Genomic DNA, 18,845 nt, shown 5'->3' with positions numbered 1-18,845 from the left:
CCTAGAGCTCGGGGCGGCCGGTGGCCACCGCGTAGAAGGCGACCGCGGCCGCCGCACCGACGTTGAGCGAGTCGACGCCGTGGGCCATGGGGATGCGGACCCATTCGTCGGCGGCGACCAGGGCCTGGGTGGAGAGGCCGTCGCCCTCCGCGCCGAGCATCAGGGCGACCCGGTCCATTTTGTGAGGGGCGGCCTCGTCGAGGGTCCTGGCCTTCTCGTCCGGGGTGAGGGCGAGGAGGGAGAAACCGGCCTCGCGGACGGACTCCAGGCTCTTGGGCCAGGTGTCGAGACGGGCGTAGGGGACCGAGAAGACCGCGCCCATGGAGACCTTGACGCTACGGCGGTACAGCGGGTCGGCGCAGTCCGGGGAGAGCAGGACCGCGTCCATGCCGAGCGCCGCCGCCGAGCGGAAGATCGCGCCGATGTTGGTGTGGTCGTTGACCGACTCCATGACCACCACGCGGCGGGCGGTCTGGAGGAGGTCGGTCGCCGTCGGGAGCGGCTTGCGCTGCATGGAGGCGAGCGCGCCGCGGTGCACGTGATAGCCCGTGACCTGCTCGGCGAGCTCCGGGCTGACCGCGTAGACCGGGGCCGGGAGCTCGTCGATGACGTCGCGCATGACGTCGACCCACTTGGCGGACAGCAGCATCGAACGCATCTCGTACCCGGCGTCCTTGGCCCTTCTGATGACCTTCTCGCCCTCGGCGATGAACAGGCCCTCGGCGGGTTCTCGTTTGCGGCGCAGTTCGACGTCGGTCAGGCCTGTGTAGTCGCGCAGGCGCGGGTCGTCGGGATCCTCGACGGTGATGAGATCGGCCACAGGGTGATACTGCCTTGCTCTGGGTGCGGTGCCAACGGCTGGGGACGAGTTGGGTTACCCGGGGTTACGCGGTTGCCCCGGGGCCGACGTTCACGACCGCGCCGATGACGATGACGGCCGGCGGCCTGACCTCCTGCGTACGGACCGTCTCGGCGACCGTCGCGAGGGTGGCGTCCACGCGGCGCTGGGCCGCCGTCGTGCCCTCCTGGACGAGAGCCACCGGAGTGTCCGCCGGCTTGCCGTGCGCGACGAGCGTCTCGGCGATCTTCCCGATCTTGTCGACGCCCATCAGGATCACCAGCGTGCCCGTGAGCCTGGCGAGCGCGGGCCAGTCGACCAGGGAGCGCTCGTCGTCAGGGGCGACATGGCCGCTGACCACCGTGAACTCGTGTGCGACACCGCGGTGGGTGACGGGGATGCCGGCCGCGCCCGGCACCGAGATCGAGCTGGAGATGCCGGGGACGACGGTGCAGGGGATGCCGGCCTCGGCGAGGGCGTGCAGCTCCTCCATGCCACGGCCGAAGACGTAGGGGTCGCCGCCCTTCAGCCGTACGACCGACTTGCCCTGCTTGGCGTGCTCGATGAGGGCGTTGTTGATGGCCTCCTGGGCCATGAAACGGCCGTACGGGATCTTCGCCGCGTCGATCACCTCGACGTGCGGCGGGAGTTCGGCGAGGAGGTCGCGCGGGCCGAGGCGGTCGGCGATGACGACGTCGGCCTCGGCGAGGAGGCGGCGGCCGCGGACCGTGATGAGGTCCGGGTCGCCGGGGCCGCCACCGACGAGGGCGACGCCGGAGGTGCGGGTGCGGTGGTGGGGCGCCACGAGGGTTCCGTCGCGCAGGCCCTCCACCACCGCGTCGCGGATCGCGGCGGTGTGGCGGGGGTCGCGGCCCTTGGCGTTCGTGGTGAGGACGGCGACCGTGACGCCCTCGCTGTGGCCGGTGGCCGGGGTCCAGGCCGTCGCCTGGTCGGCGTCGTCCGAGCGGACGCACCAGACGCGGTGCCGCTCCGCTTCGGCGGAGGCCGCGGTGTTGGCCTCGGGGTCGCTGGTGGCGATGAGGGCGTACCAGGCGTCGGCGAGGTCGCCTTCGGCGTACGGCCGCTTCGCCCAGGTGATCTCACCCGCGTCCGCCATCGCCTCGACCGAGGGGGTCGCTCCGGGGGATACGAGGAGGATGTCCGCGCCCGCTGCGATCAGTGCCGGGAGGCGGCGCTGGGCGACCTGGCCGCCGCCGAGGACGACGACCTTGCGGCCGGTGAGGCGGAGGCCTACGGGGTAGGCGGGGTTTTCGGCCATGAGGGTGCGGCTCCTCGTACGGGCGATGCGATGGGCGCTACGGCTCTGGAGCTGCCCTGACGTGCGGATTTTAAGCTGCGGATTCAGCGTACGGCGGGGGTGGGGGGCCCGCAGGAACGCCTGCCCCGACCACCCCCGGATCCGGCCTACTTCTCGGTGACCCCGGCCGAGTCGAACGTCGCGACCTCGTGCATCGCGCGCGCGGTGCTCTGCACCAGGGGCAGGGCCAGCAGGGCGCCCGTGCCCTCGCCCAGGCGGAGGTCGAGGTCGACCAGAGGGCGCAGGCCGAGCTTGTTCAGGGCGGCCACGTGCCCGGGCTCCGCGCTGCGGTGGCCTGCGATGCAGGCCGCGAGGACCTCGGGGGCGATGGCACGCGCGACCAGGGCGGCGGCGCCGGCGCTGACGCCGTCCAGGATCACCGGGGTGCGCAGGGACGCGCCGCCCAGCAGGAGGCCGACCATCGCCGCGTGTTCGAAGCCGCCGATCGCGGCGAGTACGCCGATGGGGTCGGCCGGGTCCGGCTGGTGGACCTCGAGAGCGCGGCGGACGACCTCGGTCTTGCGGGCGAGGGTCTCGTCGTTGATGCCGGTGCCGCGGCCGGTCACGTCGGCCGGGTCGGTGTCCGTGAAGACCGAGATCAGGGCGGCGGACGCGGTGGTGTTCGCGATGCCCATCTCACCGGTGAGCAGGGCCTTGTTGCCGGCCGCCACCAGGTCGCGGGCGGTCTCGATGCCGACCTCGATGGCTCGCTTGGCCTCCTCGCGGGTCATCGCGGGGCCGGTGGTCATGTCGGAGGTGCCCGCGCGGACCTTTCGGGGCAGCAGGCCGGGGGTGGCGGGCAGGTCGGCCGCCACGCCGACGTCCACCACGCAGACCTCGGCGCCGACCTGGGCGGCGAAGGCGTTGCAGACCGCGCCCCCGCCGAGGAAGTTGGCGACCATCTGGGCCGTCACCTCCTGCGGCCAGGGGGTGACGCCCTGGGCGTGGACGCCGTGGTCACCGGTGAAGATCGCGACCGCCGCGGGCTCCGGGATCGGCGGCGGGCACTGCCGGGACAGGCCCGACAGCTGCGCGGAGATGATCTCCAGCATGCCGAGCGAGCCCGGCGGCTTGGTCATGCGCTTCTGTCGCTCCCAGGCCTCGCCGAGCGCCTTGGCGTCCAGCGGGCGGATCTGGGAGACGGTCTCGGCGAGCAGGTCGTGCGGCTCCTCGCCGGGCAGCGCGCGACGGCCGTACGTCTCCTCGTGGACGACCCATGACAGCGGGCGCCGCTTGGACCAGCCGGCCTGGAGCAGCTCGGGCTCGTCCGGGAACTCGTCGACATAGCCGACGCAGAGGTAGGCGACGACCTCCAGGTGCTCGGGCAGGCCGAGGGAACGGACCATCTCGCGCTCGTCGAAGAAGCTGACCCAGCCGACGCCGAGGCCCTCGGCGCGGGCGGCGAGCCAGAGGTTCTCGACGGCGAGCGCGGAGGAGTACGGGGCCATCTGCGGCTGGGTGTGCCGGCCGAGGGTGTGACGCCCGCCGCGCGTGGGGTCCGCGGTGACGACGATGTTCACCGGGGTGTCGAGGATGGCCTCGATCTTCAGTTCCTTGAACTGCTTGGCCCGGCCCTTGGGGAGGGACTTGGCGTACGCGTCGCGCTGGCGCATGGCCAGTTCGTGCATGGTGCGGCGCGTCTCGGCCGAGCGGATGACGACGAAGTCCCACGGTTGGGAGTGGCCCACGGACGGTGCGGTGTGGGCCGCTTCCAGGACGCGGAGCAGGACCTCGTGCGGGATGGGGTCGCTGCGGAAGCCGTTGCGGATGTCACGGCGCTCACGCATGACCTTGAGAACGGCCTCGCGCTCGGCGTCGTCGTAGGCGGGCGCGGCCGGGCCGGTGGACCGACGTACTTCTTCCACGGGGGCCGTGCTCTCTTCCTGATCCGCGCCCCGGGTGTCCAGGTCGTCGGCGTGCTGAACGAGTTCGGGGTCACCGTCACGGGGAGCGGGGACGGCGGTGTGCTCCTCCGGGGGGAGGACGAGGGCCTGGGGCGGGGTGGGGGCGAGGTGCGGGGTCGTCGGCACCGAGCCCTCTACCGGGACGAACTGGCCCACGGGCTGCGGAGCCTCCACGATCGGCTGGTCCTGGTCCACGAACAGGACCTGCGGGCCCGCGGGTTCGGCGACGAGCGACGGGGCGGGGACGGCCTGGAGGTCGTCGGCGGGTGCCTCTGCCGCGGCGGCCACCGACTGAGGTGCCTCCGGGACCGGCGCGGGGCCGGGGGCGTCGGCGAACTGCGCGAGAGCGTCGACGGGGGCAGGCTGCTCGCTCTGCTCCTGCGTGACGTCCGCGGGGGTGGCCTCCGGCTGCGCGAACTGTTCCGCTGCCGCAGCGAGCGGCTCCGGCTGTGCGACGGCCTCCGGGTCCACGGGGTGCGGCAGTTGCTCCGCGTCGGTGGCCTCGGGGCACGGCACAGGAGCGGGGGCCTCCAGGGCAGGGAGTTCGGGGGCCGGCGGGGCCGCGGCTTCGGCGGGCTCGGGAGCGGGCGCCCGGAACGATGGCTTCGGGGGCCGGCACGGGCTCGGGGGCCGGTACGGGCTCCGGTACGGCGGTCTCGGCCACGACAGGGATGGGCACTGCGGTCTGGTCGGCCTCGGGGCCGGGGGCCTCCGGGACCGGCACGGCCTGGAGTCCGGCGGGCTCGGCGACCTCGGCCACGACCACGGTGGGCTCGGCGACCTGAGCGAACTCCGGACCGGGCGCTTCCGGTTCCGGTACGGCCTGGGGCTCGGCGGGTTCGGGCGCGAGCGGCGCCTCGGGGGTCTGCGCGAGGTCCGGCAGGGGCACGGAAGTCGGGGTCTGATCGGCGTCGGGCACCACGGCGGGAGCCGGGACCTGCGCGAAGTCCGCCACCTCCACGGCGTCCGGCACGGGAGCGGCCTCCGGTACCTCGACGGCACCCGGCACCTGTCCGGCACCAGCCGGGTCCTCGGCAACGGCGCCCTGAGCGGCGTCGGCGGCATCCACGGCATCCGGGACCGGCACGGCCTCCGGAGCCGGAGCGACACCGGCGTACTGTCCGGCCTCACCCGCGAACCCGGGACCATCGATCTGCTCGGCCGCCGGAGCTTCCCCGCCCTCCGGAGCGGACACCACGGCGGGACCCTCGGCGGCCTCCGGCGCGATTCCGTCCGGCGTGTGTGCGGCGACCGGGATGCCGTTCGCCTCGGGGGCGTTCGCGGCCGCGGTCTCCGGGAACACCGCGGACCCCGGCACGTTCACATCGCCCTGAACGGTCTCGGCCCCCGGCGCGTAAGAATCTCCGGTGACAGCCTCAGCACCCGGGAACCCGTCGGCGCCCGGAACCCCGGTCACGGGAAGCCCCTCGGAGCCGGGGACGCCCCCGGCTTCCGGCACATGCTCGGCGACGACGGGCTCGCCGTACGCCTCCCCGGCGGCCGGCACCGCGTCGCCGCCTGCCATGCCCTGCTCGGCGTACGCGTCCTCCTGGGGCTGCGGTACGCCGGTGGCCTCGACCGCCTCCGTCGCGGGACGGGACACCGCGGCCTGGGCCGCGCCCGCCGGTTCGGTGCCCTGTTCCGGCACCGGGACAACCGTTTCGGCAGCCGGGGTCATGGTGCCCATGGGAGCCGGGGCGCCCCAAGGGGCCGCGCCCTGCGGGGACATCTCACGCAGCGGCTGCGGGGCGTCGAGGTATTCGGGGCTCGCGGTGGGCGGGCCCGACTGGCGGACCGGCGCACCCGCGGGGCCGCGGTCGGCGAGGGAGCGGACCGGGCTGGCGGAGGCGTCGGGGATGGGCGGGCCGAGGTGCAGGGGCCGGCGCGGGGTGATCGGCGGGATCGGCAGCGACGGGGCCGCCACCGGGTCGGGCCCGCGGACCGCACTGAGGTCGTGCGCGCCGCTGTCGCGGCCAGACATCTCGTGCGGGCCCGGGGCGTGGACCGTCTCGACGACCGGCTCGGGCGCCGGTGGGGCGACCTCGTTGCCCCATGCGCCCTGGGCGCCCGGCAGCAGCAACAGGTCTTCGTCCTCGGCGGTGGTCTCGGAGAGGTAGGTGTACGCACCGTGCGCGGGAACGCCCGGCTGTTCCACCATGCCTGCGTTCTCCGGCAGTCCCTCGCCCGGGACCTGGCCGGTGTCGGTCATGCGTACCCCTCGCCCATCGGTTAGTGCTTCTACGACCAGCTCACCGGGGACGGCGCACCGACCGCCCCCGCAGTGAAGAACGAGCGTGCGTGCCCAGCGGCACGAACGGCCCGTCGAGAAAGACGACAAAGCCATTAACTGGCATTGTCGCGGCCGTTCCCCCGTCGCGACAGCTTGATCCGCGACAGCTCGCTGTGGACTGCGCCACGTTGCGCGTCCTCCGGTTCTGCCGTACCACACCCACCCCAAAACGGGCGCGTTTTCCGGACATTGACGAACGAAAGGCCGGTCCACCGAAGCGGTACAACAGTCGGCCAGCCTACCGCGCGCAGTACGACAACAGGATCACGGGACCAACAAATGGGGTCACATCGCGCGGTCCGGCAGAACCCCGCTGAGCAGGAACGCCACGCTCCGCTCCTTCTCCGTCCAGGCCCGCGTGTCGAGTTCGACGGACTGGATCAGGGCACACTCGACGCGGTAGCCGTGTTCGGTCAGGTCCCGGCCGACGAGTTCGGCCTCGTCGCGCGTCATGGCGTGGGCGACGATGCCCTGCGGGCGGCGGTCGGCGACCGCGGAGACCACGGCCGCTCCCCCGCCGCCGACACGGACGACGTCCGGCTCGGGGAGGTTCTCCAGCACGTGCGGGGCCCTGCCCCGGACGATTTGGAGCTGGACGCCGAAGCGGCGGGCGGCGGCGTCGGTGCGGCCGCAGGCGATGAGGTCCCGGTCGACGGCGATGACGGCGGCACCGGCCCGGGCGGCCTCGACGGCGAAGGCGCCGCCGCCGCAGCCGATGTCCCACACGAGGTCGCCGACGCGGGGCCCGAGGCGGGCGAGTTGGGCCGCGCGCAGCAGATCCGTCTCACCCTCGCCGAGCGGACCGTCGTACGCCTCGGCGGGCAGTGCCCAGCCACGGGGCCCGGCGGCCGGCTCACGGCCGGAGATCCAGCCGCCGCCCTCCCCGGCGGTCACCGGGCCGCCGATCACGATGACGACGTTCGGGTCCCGCCAGCTGTGGTCGGCGACCTTGTCGGAGGTGAGGATCGTGACCTGTTCCCGCTCGGTGCCGAGTTCCTCGCAGATGACGAAGGTGCGGTGGACTCCCTCCATCAGCAGGCCGAGTTCGGCGGGCCCTGCGCCGGGGGAGGTGAGGACGGCGACCTTGGTGTGGGCTCGGCATACGTTCACCGCGCGTCGCAGGGTGCGCCGGTGTGCGACGACCACCTGTGCGTCGTCCCAGGGCATGCCGGCGCGGGCGAAGGCGGCGGCGACCGAGGAGACGGCGGGGACGACCTCGACCTCCAGGCCGAACTCGGGTGCGCGCAGGGTTCGTACGACTCCGAAGAACCCGGGGTCCCCGTCGGCGAACACGACCGCCGTGCCGCGATGGCCCGCGATCCGGCGGGCGGCCAGGTCGACGCTGCCGAGTCGGACGCGTTCGGCGGCGGGGGGCACCTCGGGCAGTGCCAGGTGGTGGGCGGCGCCCGCCACCAGCGTGGCGGCACCGAGGGCGGAGCGTGCCGCGGCGGTCAGCGGCGAGCCGTCCCAGCCGATCACCGTGACCCGGTCGGCCATCGTCGTCAGTCTCCAGAGGGTTTGCGCAGGTCGTCAGGGGCGGGCACCGTGAGGGTACCTGGTCGACCCGGCGAACGCGGCAGCGGTCCCGTTGCCCCCTGGTTCAGTTCCAGTCGCCGTACGAGGTGAAACCGTCGGAATCGGTCAGCTGCTCTCCCGAGCCCTCGATGTCCTCCGGCAGCAGGCTCCAGACGATGAAGTCGGTGCGGACATCGGCCCAGGTGTCGTCCTCGGTACGGACTCGCGCGATGCAGGCGTTGCGCAGGACGCCCTCGCTGATGCAGCCGATCTTCTGGGCGACCTGCTGGGAGGCGGTGTTGTCGGCCGCCGTGCGCAGTTCTATGCGCTCGAACTTCTGGTCCGTGAACAGCCATTGGGCGGTGGCGAGCGCCGCCTCGGAGGCGTAGCCCTCGCCGCGGGCCCAGGGGGCGATGATGTACGACAGTTCGGTGGCGCGGATGTACCAGTTCGTCTTGGTGAGTTGGACGATGCCGACCAGGCGCTGGGTGAGGAACTCCGTGACGGCGAGGTCGAGTCCGCGGCCCGCCTCGCGTTCGGTAGGCGCGTGATCGGTGATCCAGGTGCGGGCGCCGTCCTCGGTGAAGGGCTGGGGGACGTGGGTCCAGGCGGCGACCTGCTCGTCGTTCATCATCTCGGCCAGCGCCGACACATCGTCCTCGTCGAGGGGACGCAGCACCAACCGCTCCGTGCTGATGGAGATGTTGGGGAAGGTGCTAGTCATCGCCGCTCCGTAACCTTCGGAAAACCTGCAAGTCCTGCTGAGCTCCTGCTGAACTGCCCAGCATGCAGCATGGAAGCACCGGACCGCACTGCAGGGTCCACTCGGGGTGAGCGAGTGGACCCTGTGCGTGGCGATACGCGGTATACGCGTGGTCAGTTGATCAGCGGGCTCAGAACGAGGCGATGACGGAGCCCTCGTACTTGTCCTCGATGAACTTCTTGACCTCGGCGGAGGTGAGGAGCTCGGCGAGCTTCTTCACCCGCGGGTCGTCCTCGTCGCCCTCCTTCACCGCGAGGAAGTTGCCGTACGGGTTGTCCTTGGCGGACTCCAGGACGAGGGCGTCCTTCGCGGGCGAGAGGTCGGCCTCGATGGCGTAGTTGCCGTTGACGACCGCGGCGTCGACGTCGTCCAGGGAGCGCGGGGTCTGGGCCGCCTCCAGCTCCTTGAACTCGAGGTTCTTGGGGTTCTTGGCGATGTCGGCCGGGGTCGCGTCGTTGCCCACGCCGTCCTTGAGGGTGATGATCCCGTTGGCGTCGAGCAGCTTGAGGGCACGGGCCTCGTTGACACTGTCGTTCGGGACGGCGATCGTCGCACCGCTCTTGAGGGCGTCGGCGCTCTTCACCTTGTTCGAGTAGAGGCCGAGCGGCTCCAGGTGGACCGTCACGACGGGCACGATGTGGGTGCCGTTCTTCTTGTTGAAGTCGTCGAGGTACGGCTGGTTCTGGAAGTAGTTGGCGCCCACCGAACCGTCTTCGGTCGCCGTGTTCGGCGTGACGTAGTCCGTGAACTCCTTGACCTCCAGGTCGAGGCCCGCCTTCTTCGCCAGGTTGTCCTTCACGTAGTTCAGGATCTCGGCGTGCGGGACGGGGCTCGCGGCGACGACCAGCGGGCCGCTGGAGGAGGCGGATGTGGAGGAGTCCTCCGAGCCGCAGGCGGCGAGCCCGAAGGTGAGGGCTCCGGCGGCGAGGACGGCGGTGGTGAGCTTTACGGTGTTACGCACGAAAAGTGCCTTTCCTTTTGGGCGGAGCTGTCCCGTGAAGGGGTGCACGGGAGATCTGGAGGGTGGTCTGCGGGAGGCTCAGGCGGTGTTGGTCTCGGCCGTCGAGGCCTTCAGTAGCCGTAGCTTCGGCGCGGCACCGCCACGTCCGCCGCGGCTGTGCAGCGAGCGGGCGGCGTAGTCGCCGGCGAACTGGATCAGCGAGATGACGACCGCGAGGATCGCGACCGTGATCCACATGAGTTCGGTCTCGAAGCGCTGGTAGCCGTAGCGGATGGCGATGTCGCCGAGGCCGCCGGCGCCGACGGTGCCGGCCATCGCGGAGTAGCCGATGAGGGCGACGATCGTGGTGGTGGTGCTGGCGATCAGCGAGGGCAGCGACTCCGGTACGAGAACCTTGCGGACGATCGTCCAGGTGCTGCCGCCCATCGACTGCACGGCCTCCACGAGTCCGCCGTCCACTTCGCGGACCGCCGTCTCGACCAGGCGCGCGAAGAACGGGATGGCGCCGATGGCGAGCGGGACGATCGCGGCCTCACGGCCGATGGTCGTGCCGGTGATGGAGCGGGTGAAGCCCATCAGCGCGACCATCAGGATGATGAACGGCATCGAGCGGGCGACATTCACGACCTGCCCGATGACCTTCTGCGCGACGACGTTCTGGAGCAGTCCGCCGCGGTCGGTGAGGACGAGGAGGATGCCGAGCGGGAGGCCGCCGACGACGGCGATGACGGTGGACCAGCCGACCATGTAGAGGGTGTCCCAACACGCCTGCTCCAGCAGGGGCTGCATCTCGGACCAGGTCACTTCGCACCTTCCTTCACCAGCACGGAGACCGGCTCCTGGCCCACGACGTCGATCTGAAGGCCCTGTTCGCGCAGGAAGCCGATCGGCACGACGTTGTCCTCGTAGCGGCCGGGCAGTTCGATGCGCATCCGGCCGACCTGGAGGCCGCCGACGGTGTCGATGGCGGCGCCGAGGATCGAGATGTCGATGTTGTACGTGCGCGAGAGCTGGGAGATGACCGGCTGGGTCGCGGCCTCGCCGTGGAAGGTGACGTCGATGACGGTGCGGTCGTCGCCGGTGGCCTCGCCGCCGACCGGGAAGAGCGCGGCGGCGAGCTCGGAGCCGGGGGTGGCGAGGAGTTCACTGACGGTGCCGGACTCGACGATGCGGCCGTTCTCCATGAGGGCGGCCGAGTCGCAGATGCTCTTGACCACGTCCATCTCGTGGGTGATGAGCAGGACGGTCAGGCCCAGCTGCCGGTTCAGGTCGCGCAGCAGCTGGAGGATCGAACGGGTGGTCTCCGGGTCGAGGGCGCTGGTGGCCTCGTCGGAGAGGAGGACCTTGGGGTCGCCGGCCAGGGCGCGGGCGATGCCGACGCGCTGCTTCTGGCCGCCGGAGAGCTGGGCGGGGTAGGCCTTGGCCTTGTCGGAGAGTCCGACGAGGTCGAGGAGTTCGAGCGCCTTGCGGGAGCGGTCCTTGCCGGACGTGCCGAGGATCTCCAGCGGCAGCTCGACGTTGTCCTGGACGGTCCGGGTGGACAGCAGGTTGAAGTGCTGGAAGACCATGCCGATACGGCTGCGGGCCCGGCGCAGTTCGCGGCCGGCCCGCGGACCGCGGCCCGCGAGGGCGGTGAGGTCCTGGCCGGCCACGGTGACCGTGCCGGCGGTGGGCTTCTCCAGCAGGTTGACGCAGCGGATGAGCGAGGACTTGCCGGCGCCGGACTGGCCGATGACGCCGTAGACCTCGCCTTCGCGGACGTGGAGATCGACGCCGTCTAGGGCGGTGACCTCACGGCCGCGGGAGCGGTAGACCTTGGTCAGGCCCGAGGTGGTGATCACGTGGGTTTCCGTCACTGTCAGGTGCAGGGCGTGGGTGTGCCCTGGCGGGTGCATTCGGTCGGGAACGCGGCACGGTTCTCATGCGGTGGCACAGGAGCCGGGGAGAACATGTGCGCGGTGGGGGTCCCCCCACGCCGTTCAGGCAGTGGGGGAGGCGTCGGTCACGTACGGCATTCAGCGCACGGACATGCCACGGCGTCTCGCTTCGGGGCGCGAGCTCGGGGTGGTGCGGGGGCCCTCTAGAAGGCGCACATTCGACACATACAGCGAGCACCGGGCGTCATGGTCGCCTCGGTCGCAAGGGTGCGGCTGCTCGTCGTGGTCATGGAATGAGTAAAGCAGATCTACGGTGCTGACAAAACGCCGCTGTCCGCATGCCGGACAGCGGCGGACAGGGAGTCAGGGGCGGACGGAGATCTCCACGCCCCCGTCGGTGACCAGGGCCGACAGGGCCGACAGGTCGTCGACGACGAGGTCCGCGTCGAGCTCGTGGGCCCGGTGGGTTGTGGCCAATGCCACGGTGATCATCCCGGCGGCGCGACCGGCCCTCAAGCCCGCGGGGGCGTCCTCGAAGACTACGCAGTGCGCCGGGTCGACGCCGAGTGCGCGGGCGGCGAGGAGATAGGGCTCGGGGTCGGGCTTGCCGCGGGTGACGTCCTCGGCGGCGACGAGGGTCTTGGGCAGGATGCCGACGGCGTCCAGCCGGGCCTCGGCGAGACGCCGGGTGGCGGAGGTGACGACGGCCCAGCGGTCGGCGGGCAAGGAGGCGAGGAACGCCTTCGTCCCGGGCAGCAACCGCACGCCGCCGTTCGGCACGTCCTCCACCTCCAGCTTCTCGATCCGCGCGACCGCCTCCGGCACGACCTCGGCGGGCAGCAGGTCAGCGGCTATCTCGGCAGCCGTACGACCGTGCAGCTCGACCCGCCCGAACTCCTCGGCCGTGATCCCGTACTCCCCGGCCCACTGCCGCCAGCAGCGGTCCACCGAGGCGAGGGAGGAGACGAGGGTGCCGTCGTCGTCGAAGAGGAGGGCTTGAGCGTGGATCGTCATGGTCTAGACCCTACGGGGCCGCGGGAGCTCGTCGGCCGGGGCCTGGGACGGCACAGCGAGGGCCGGGGTCGGCCGCATCAGGGCTTTCGGGCCGTAATAGGGTCGGCGCATGCTTGATGCCCTGACGCTTGTGACCGGCGTCGCCGCGCTGTTGCTCGCCGCGTGGTGCGGCTGGGCGGCCTATCGCGATGAGCCGACCAAGGACTGGCACTTCATCGGGATGGGTGTGGTGTCGCTGCTGGCGCTTGTGCAGCTGGTGGTCGGAATCGTGCAGCTGGCGCGGGGCGAGAAGCCGGAGCAGGGGACGACGATCTTCGTGGCGTATCTGCTGGGCGCGTTCGCCTGCGTCCCGGCCGCGGGGCTCATGTCGCTGTCGGAGCGGTCGAAGTGGGGCTCGGTGACGGCTGCCGCCGGCGCCGTGGTGCTGGCCGTTCTCGAAGTACGGCTCTATGACATCTGGGGAGGCTGAGGTGACCGTGACGGAGGGCGAGTCGGCGAAGAACCGATTGGTCAGCGGTCCTGGCACGCTGCTGGTGTGGCTGTACGGCGTGATGGTCGTCGGCGCCGTGTCGCGTTCGATCTACCAGATCGCGACCGAGTTCGACCGGGCGCCGCTCGCCTACTCCCTGTCCGCCCTCGCGGGCCTGGTCTACGGCTTCATCACCTACACGCTGGTGCGGGGCGGGGAGACCGCCCGCAAGGCGGCGCTGGTGTGCTGCGCCGCCGAGCTGGTGGGCGTGCTGACGGTGGGCACCTGGACCCTGCTGGACCCGTCGGCGTTCCCCGACGCGACCGTCTGGTCGGACTACGGCATGGGGTATGTCTTCATCCCCGTACTGCTGCCGCTGTCGGCCATCTACTGGCTCCGTAAGGCGCGGACCGTCTGAGAAGCCCTCAGGCCGTCGCCACGTAGGCGCCGGCCGGCTTCTCCAGGACGATCATCGGTACGCCGTCCGCGCCCTTGGACGTGCCGACCGCCTCATAGCCCACCTTGCGGTAGAGGCGGAGGTTGCCCTCGCTGCGGTGGCCCGTGAAGAGGCGGAACCGGGTGGCGCCGCGCTCCTCGGCCAGAGCCGATTCCGCCGCGCGGAGAAGTCGCGCGCCGATGCCGTGGCCCTGGAGGCGGGGGTGGACGCAGAGCTTGCCGATGGCGGCCGAGCCGTCCTCGGTGATGCGGCCGCGCACCGAGCCGACCACCTCCTCGCCGAGCCGGGCCACGAAGACGCAGTCCGCGGCGACCTCCTCCCGGACCGAGTCCAGGGTCTGGACAAGCGGATCGATGCGGTAGTTGCCGTACAGCGCCGCCTCGCTCTGGAAGCACAGGTACTGAAGCCTGAAGATCTGCTCCGCGTCCTGTTCGGTCGCCACCGAGATGGTCACGCTCATGCCCATGTGCGCACGCCTCCCGCTCACCTGATCGCCGTTTCGTCCATCACTCCTATCCCCGCGCTCCGCGGGCCGCAACCTCCGGTGTGAGCAATCGGCGAAGACAACCCAGGCATCTGGAACGTTCCGGACCGAGACTGCCCTGTGAGATACCCAACTCCCCCGCGATTTCCCGATAGGTGAGGTCCATCGGGGAGAGCAGCGCCTCCATCAGACTCGGGCAGCGGCCCGGCAAACGGCGTACGGCATCACGCAGGGCCCGGCCGCGGGCCGCCGCGAGAGCCTGGTGTTCCGGGGTGCGGTCCACGTCGTCCGCGGGCTCGGTCTCATACGGCCGTTCGAGCCGGGTCGTACGACGGGTACGGCGGGACTCCGAGCGGACCGCTCTGCGCAGCCAGCCCTGTGGGTCGGTCGGCGGGCCGTCGGTGTCGAGGCGCTCCAGAAGGCGGAGCCAGACCGCCTGTTCCAGGTCGCCCGGTTCCGTACCGGTGGCATGTGCCTCGGCGGAGGCCTCGGCGGTGAGCAGGGGGCGCAGCGTGGCCACGAGGTCGTGCGTCATATGCCTGACGACGCGGCCGCCGGGCGGCGGGTTGCCCGGACGGCCGATTGTCACCCCAACCGGGGTCGCATGCTCAGCCGTTGACGAAATCCTGGCGGGCCAGCAGCCCGGTGTCCGGGTTGTCGGTGAAGACACCGTCGATGCCCGTGGCGAAGTACGTCCGGTAGGCCCCGAAGACATCGCCGTACGCGTCGGCGTCGGTGCCCTTGCGGTACTCGGCGGGCAGGAAGGGGTTCTCGTTGCGCATGGTGTACGGGTGCAGGATCAGGCCCGCTTTGTGCGCGTCCGCGACGAGGGTGGTCGGCGTGGTGAGGCTGCCGTTCGCGTCCTTCGGGATGACCAGGTCGAGGGTCGGGCCGATGCCCTGGGCGTAGCCGGCGATCTCCTTGAGTCCCTTGGGCGTGATCAGGTCGGCGACCGTGCGCGGATCACCCGTCTCGACGAAGTCCCAGGGGCGGCTGGTCGCGGAGGAGAGCAGGACGACCAGCGGGTTGCCGACCAGCTTGTTCAGCCGCTGGATGCTGGTCGGCTCGAAGGACTGGAGGATGACCGGCGCGTTCTTGCCGTCCTTGCCGTACTTGCGCAGCAGCTTCGCGACCCGCTCCTCCAGGCCCAGGCCCAGCTTGCGGAAGTACGTGGGGTGCTTGGTCTCGGGGTAGATCCAGACCTGCTTGCCCCGCTTGCGGGTCTGCTCGTCCTGCCACTTCAGGACCTCTTCGAAGGTGGGGATCTCCCAGCGTCCGTTGTAGAGGGTGTTGTGCGGACGGTTGGCCGGGATGCGCTCGATCGCGCGCAGTGTCTTCAGCTCGGCGAGCGTGAAGTCCTCGGTGAACCAGCCGGTGACGGAGACACCGTCGAGGAGCTTGGTCGTCCTGCGGCCGGCGAACTCGGGATGGTCCGCGACGTCCGTCGTGCCGCCGATCTCCGGCTCGTGGCGGCAGACGATGTGGCCGTCCTTGGTGGGCACCAGGTCGCCGGCCTCCACGACATGGGCGCCCAGGTCGAGGGCGAGCTGGTACGAGCCGAGGGTGTGCTCCGGCCGGTAGCCGCTGGCGCCCCGGTGGCCGATGATCGTCGGCACGGGCAGGCTCTTCACCCCTCCACCATGCCGTGCCTCGCCCGCTCTCGCGGTACCCGGCAGTCCGAGGACCGCTCCGCTCGCACCGAGCACCGCGGCGCCGAGAAGTGCCCGCCGGCCGGTCCCGCCCACCTGCTCGTCCGAGTTCTGCGTTCCCATGAGGGCCCTCCCTGCGTCGGCTCTTCAGTGCGGGCCGATCGTAGGTGTGTGTACATGTCGGACGGGAGACCTCCGGCAGAACACGCGGGTGACGCTGGATGTCGTACCGAAGGTTTGAGTTGACGGCTCATCAGAAGGGGTACGCGATGTCCGTCACATCATGGCCAATGGGTTACGGGCGGTACGCCGGGCGCCACCGCAGGTAAACCAGCGTCAACAGTACGTAAGACCTCGGTGAACCCGGTGAACCCGATGTGCACGACCCCGGGAACCGCGAGTATCGTCCTCACCTGCACAGACATATACCGATTCACTTGACACCGGAGGATCCGTTGTCCCGCTTCGTGCTCATCAAGGCAGTGCTCGGACCGATCATGCGCCTGATGTTCCGCCCCCGGGTGGAGGGCGCGGAGCACATCCCGGGAGACGGTCCGGTGATCCTCGCCGGCAACCACCTCACGTTCATCGACTCGATGATCATGCCGCTCTTCTGCGACCGTCAGGTCTTCTTCATCGGCAAGGACGAGTACGTCACCGGCAAGGGCCTCAAGGGGCGGCTGATGGCCTGGTTCTTCACGGGCTGCGGCATGATCCCGGTCGACCGGGACGGCGGGCGCGGTGGTGTCGCGGCGCTGATGACCGGGCGCCGGGTGCTGGAGGAGGGCAAGGTCTTCAGCATCTACCCGGAGGGCACCCGCTCCCCCGACGGCCGGCTCTACCGCGGTCGCACCGGGATCGCGCGGCTGGCCATGATGACCGGTGCGCCGGTTGTCCCGTTCGCCATCATCGGTACGGACAAGGTGCAGCCGGGCGGTGCGGGGATTCCGCGGCCCGGCCGCGTGACCGTGCGGTTCGGTGAGGCGATGGAGTTCTCCCGGTACGAGGGGATGGACCGGGACCGGTATGTGCTGCGGGCGGTCACGGACTCTGTGATGACGGAGGTCATGCGGCTGTCGGGTCAGGAGTACGTGGACATGTACGCCACGAAGGCGAAGGCTGCCTGATCGCCGTTCAGGGGGCTGCGCGAGGGCGGGTGCAGGTGGTTCGTGGCTGGTCGCGCTCACGCGGCGGAGCCGCACATCGATACAGCCCCGCGCCCCTAATTGCCCAGCCGCTGGTCCCGGAGCATGAACCAGGCCGCCACCGCCGCTGCCAGCAGGACCGCTGCTCCCAGGCCCACCGCCAGTGACAGGCCGTCCACGAAGGCCTGCCGCGCCGAGTCCAGGAGTGCCGCCGACTGCTGCGCCGGCATCCCGGCCGCCGCCTCCACCGCGCCGCCCAGCGACTCGTGTGCCCCGTCCGGTGTGCCCGCCGGGCCCGTGAAGTCGCGGTACACGCCCGTCACGATGGAGCCCAGTACGGCGATGCCCAGGGCCGCGCCCAGTTCGTAGGCCGTCTCCGAGACCGCCGACGCCGAGCCCGCCTGTTCCTTCGGGACGCTCGACAGGATCACGTCCGCCGTCACCGTGAACGAGAAGCCCGCGCCGATGCCGACGACCAGCAGGGCCGCGCCCAGCAGCGGGTAGCCCGTCGACTGGTCGATCACCGTCAGGGAGGCCAGGGCGAGACCGACCGCCGCCAGACCGCCCGCGACCACCGAGCGGACCGAGAAGCGGCGGGCCGCGCGGCCGGCGAGCAAGCCCGCCGCCACCGCGCCGATCGCCGCGGGCAGTTCGGCCAGGCCCGCCTCCAACGGGCGCCTGCCCTGCACGAGTTGCAGGTACTGCGACAGGAAGAACACCAGACCCGACAGGCCGAGGATGGTCAGCAGGTCGGCGAGGACCGCCGCGCTGAAGCCGCGGTTGCGGAACAGCCGCATGTCCAGCAGCGGGGTCGGCAGGGTCAGCTGGCGGCGGACGAACCAGATCAGCGCACCCGCGCCCAGCAGGGCGACGGCGGCGGCCTCGCCGCTGAAGCCGTGGGTGGCGGCCTCCTTGACGGCGTAGACCAGGGCGATCATGCCGACCAGGGACAGGGTCACGCTGAGCATGTCCCACGGGCCCGGGTCCGGGTTCTTCGGCTCCGGCAGCAGTTTGATGCCGACGACGACCAGGACCGCCATCACGGGCAGGTTGATCAGGAAGACCGAGCCCCACCAGAAGTGTTCGAGCAGGAAGCCGCCGGCGATCGGGCCGATCGCCGTACCGGCGGAGGCGGTCGCGCCCCAGATGCCCACCGCGAGGCTGCGTTCGCGCGGGTCGTGGAAGAGGTTGCGGATCAGGGCGAGGGTCGCCGGCATCAGCGTCGCGCCCGCCACGCCCAGCAGGGCGCGGGCGAAGATCATCATCTCCGGTGTCGTGGCATAGGCGTTGAGGACCGATATCGCACCGAACGCCGTGGCACCGACGAGGAGTATCTTCTTGCGGCCTATACGGTCGCCGAGGCTGCCCATCGAGACGAGCAGACCGGCGATGACGAAGGAGTAGACGTCGCCGATCCACAGGAGCTGGGTGCCGGACGGCTTCAGGTCCTCACTGATGTAGGGGCTCGCGAGACCGAGGACGGTCGCGTCGACGGCCACCAGCAGCACGGCGAGCACGAGGACGGACAGCGCGAGCCAACGTCCCGGGCGCTTGGTCACCGCCTCGGTCGTCGACGCCGGCTGCAGGGTGCTGGTCATGATTCCTCTCTCCGTAGTGCTCCGCCGAGCAACAGCTCGACGATCATGTAATGGAAGTCGTTGGCGGCCACCCGGCCCTCCGACACCGCCCAGGCGCCGGAGGCCAGCAGGCCGTACAGCGCTTCGGTGAGCCAGGTCGGCGTGAGGTCGATGCGGAACTCGCCGCCCGCCTGGCCGCGCTTGAACAGGGCCGCGATGCGCTCGTCGATGCGGGTCCAGCCCGCGTTCTGCTCACCTTCGAACAGCTGATTCTCGCTGTAGAGGAAGGCGAGGAGGGCTGCGGCCGGTTCGATCTCGCGCACCAGTCGCCGTACGGCGTCGCCGGCGGGGCCCTCGTCCGGGCGGGCCGCGTCCAGGGCGGCCTCGCATTCGGCGATGCCGAGCGCCTCCAGGGCCCGTACGAGCGCGTCGCGCCCGGCGAACTGGCGGTGCAGGGTGGCGCGGCTGATCCCGGCGGCCTTCGCGACCTCGTCCATGGTCGCGGTGGATTTGCGGGTCAGCAGGGCCGCGGCACTGCGCAGCACGTGGTCACGATCGACAGCCATGAGACAACCATAGCCCAT

General features: G+C 71.1%; 17 protein-coding genes and 1 pseudogene. 3 read left to right on the top strand and 15 right to left on the bottom strand.

Annotated features, from left to right (window positions below; translation table 11 throughout):
• Window position 1 precedes the first annotated feature (1 nt).
• The 10 genes and pseudogenes from QF037_RS37910 to QF037_RS37870 all read right to left on the bottom strand — a co-directional run bounded on the left by QF037_RS37910 (window position 2) and on the right by QF037_RS37870 (window position 12,480).
• The gene (locus QF037_RS37910) at window positions 2-820 is read right to left on the bottom strand and encodes a TrmH family RNA methyltransferase (RefSeq protein ID WP_171147777.1); all 819 of its coding nucleotides are present in this window, start codon (window positions 818-820) and stop codon (window positions 2-4) included.
• 64 nt (window positions 821-884) lie between these two features.
• Window positions 885-2,117: a uroporphyrinogen-III C-methyltransferase gene (cobA, locus tag QF037_RS37905; protein WP_307033172.1), complete on the bottom strand. Its 1,233-nt coding sequence runs from the start codon at window positions 2,115-2,117 to the stop codon at window positions 885-887.
• Between the two features lie 146 nt (window positions 2,118-2,263).
• Window positions 2,264-4,348: a nicotinate-nucleotide--dimethylbenzimidazole phosphoribosyltransferase gene (gene cobT, locus QF037_RS51115; RefSeq protein ID WP_444972134.1), complete on the bottom strand. Its 2,085-nt coding sequence runs from the start codon at window positions 4,346-4,348 to the stop codon at window positions 2,264-2,266.
• 1,186 nt (window positions 4,349-5,534) lie between these two features.
• Window positions 5,535-6,269 (bottom strand): annotated as a pseudogene (locus QF037_RS51520) (nicotinate-nucleotide--dimethylbenzimidazole phosphoribosyltransferase); the annotation flags it as partial.
• Between the two features lie 366 nt (window positions 6,270-6,635).
• The gene (cbiE, locus tag QF037_RS37895; protein WP_307033170.1) at window positions 6,636-7,847 is read right to left on the bottom strand and encodes a precorrin-6y C5,15-methyltransferase (decarboxylating) subunit CbiE; all 1,212 of its coding nucleotides are present in this window, start codon (window positions 7,845-7,847) and stop codon (window positions 6,636-6,638) included.
• 103 nt (window positions 7,848-7,950) lie between these two features.
• The gene (locus tag QF037_RS37890; RefSeq protein WP_307033168.1) at window positions 7,951-8,589 is read right to left on the bottom strand and encodes a GNAT family N-acetyltransferase; all 639 of its coding nucleotides are present in this window, start codon (window positions 8,587-8,589) and stop codon (window positions 7,951-7,953) included.
• A gap of 169 nt (window positions 8,590-8,758) precedes the next feature.
• Window positions 8,759-9,589, bottom strand: a complete 831-nt coding sequence (locus QF037_RS37885; protein ID WP_307033166.1) for a MetQ/NlpA family ABC transporter substrate-binding protein — start codon at window positions 9,587-9,589, stop codon at window positions 8,759-8,761.
• 78 nt (window positions 9,590-9,667) lie between these two features.
• Entirely contained in the window at window positions 9,668-10,393 is a 726-nt protein-coding gene (locus tag QF037_RS37880; protein WP_307033163.1) for a methionine ABC transporter permease, read from the bottom strand.
• Window positions 10,390-11,430 (bottom strand): methionine ABC transporter ATP-binding protein, encoded by a 1,041-nt coding sequence (locus tag QF037_RS37875; protein ID WP_307033161.1) that lies wholly within the window; start codon window positions 11,428-11,430, stop codon window positions 10,390-10,392. Before QF037_RS37875 ends, QF037_RS37880 begins: the two co-directional genes overlap by 4 nt.
• A 399-nt stretch (window positions 11,431-11,829) precedes the next feature.
• A complete protein-coding gene (locus tag QF037_RS37870) occupies window positions 11,830-12,480 on the bottom strand; it encodes an HAD family hydrolase (protein ID WP_307033159.1) in 651 nt (216 codons plus the stop codon).
• A 109-nt stretch (window positions 12,481-12,589) separates the two neighbouring features.
• Here QF037_RS37870 and QF037_RS37865 point away from each other — a divergent pair, with 109 nt between their 5' ends.
• Together QF037_RS37865 and QF037_RS37860 are read left to right on the top strand one after the other, a co-directional pair.
• The gene (locus QF037_RS37865) at window positions 12,590-12,949 is read left to right on the top strand and encodes a hypothetical protein (protein ID WP_266833283.1); all 360 of its coding nucleotides are present in this window, start codon (window positions 12,590-12,592) and stop codon (window positions 12,947-12,949) included.
• Complete coding sequence (locus tag QF037_RS37860) at window positions 12,930-13,367, top strand: hypothetical protein (RefSeq protein WP_307033156.1); 438 nt, start codon at window positions 12,930-12,932, stop codon at window positions 13,365-13,367. The genes QF037_RS37865 and QF037_RS37860 overlap by 20 nt, the downstream gene beginning before the upstream one ends.
• Before the next feature lie 7 nt (window positions 13,368-13,374).
• Here the strand turns inward: QF037_RS37860 and QF037_RS37855 are convergent, their stop codons facing one another.
• From QF037_RS37855 to QF037_RS37845, 3 genes are all read right to left on the bottom strand, one after another.
• On the bottom strand, window positions 13,375-13,872 hold the full coding sequence (locus tag QF037_RS37855) for a GNAT family N-acetyltransferase (RefSeq protein WP_307033155.1): 498 nt from the start codon (window positions 13,870-13,872) through the stop codon (window positions 13,375-13,377).
• A gap of 46 nt (window positions 13,873-13,918) precedes the next feature.
• Entirely contained in the window at window positions 13,919-14,425 is a 507-nt protein-coding gene (locus QF037_RS37850) for an RNA polymerase sigma factor (protein ID WP_307033153.1), read from the bottom strand.
• Between the two features lie 73 nt (window positions 14,426-14,498).
• Window positions 14,499-15,662, bottom strand: a complete 1,164-nt coding sequence (locus QF037_RS37845) for a glycerophosphodiester phosphodiesterase (protein WP_307033151.1) — start codon at window positions 15,660-15,662, stop codon at window positions 14,499-14,501.
• Window positions 15,663-15,976: 314 nt separating this feature from the next.
• On the opposite strand from QF037_RS37845, the gene QF037_RS37840 reads away from it, so the two are divergent.
• Window positions 15,977-16,666 carry a lysophospholipid acyltransferase family protein gene (locus tag QF037_RS37840; protein ID WP_307033149.1) on the top strand — a complete coding sequence of 230 codons (690 nt, stop codon included), beginning with the start codon at window positions 15,977-15,979 and terminating at the stop codon, window positions 16,664-16,666.
• A gap of 95 nt (window positions 16,667-16,761) precedes the next feature.
• Here the strand turns inward: QF037_RS37840 and QF037_RS37835 are convergent, their stop codons facing one another.
• Window positions 16,762-18,282, bottom strand: coding sequence for an MFS transporter (locus QF037_RS37835; protein WP_307033147.1), 1,521 nt, complete (start codon window positions 18,280-18,282; stop codon window positions 16,762-16,764).
• The gene (locus QF037_RS37830; protein WP_307033145.1) at window positions 18,279-18,827 is read right to left on the bottom strand and encodes a TetR/AcrR family transcriptional regulator; all 549 of its coding nucleotides are present in this window, start codon (window positions 18,825-18,827) and stop codon (window positions 18,279-18,281) included. Before QF037_RS37830 ends, QF037_RS37835 begins: the two co-directional genes overlap by 4 nt.
• Window positions 18,828-18,845 lie beyond the last annotated feature (18 nt).

The sequence above is a fragment of the Streptomyces canus genome (assembly GCF_030815415.1).
GTDB classification, from domain to species: Bacteria; Actinomycetota; Actinomycetes; order Streptomycetales; family Streptomycetaceae; genus Streptomyces; species Streptomyces canus_F.
This window is presented reverse-complemented; position numbering and strand designations above follow the sequence as displayed.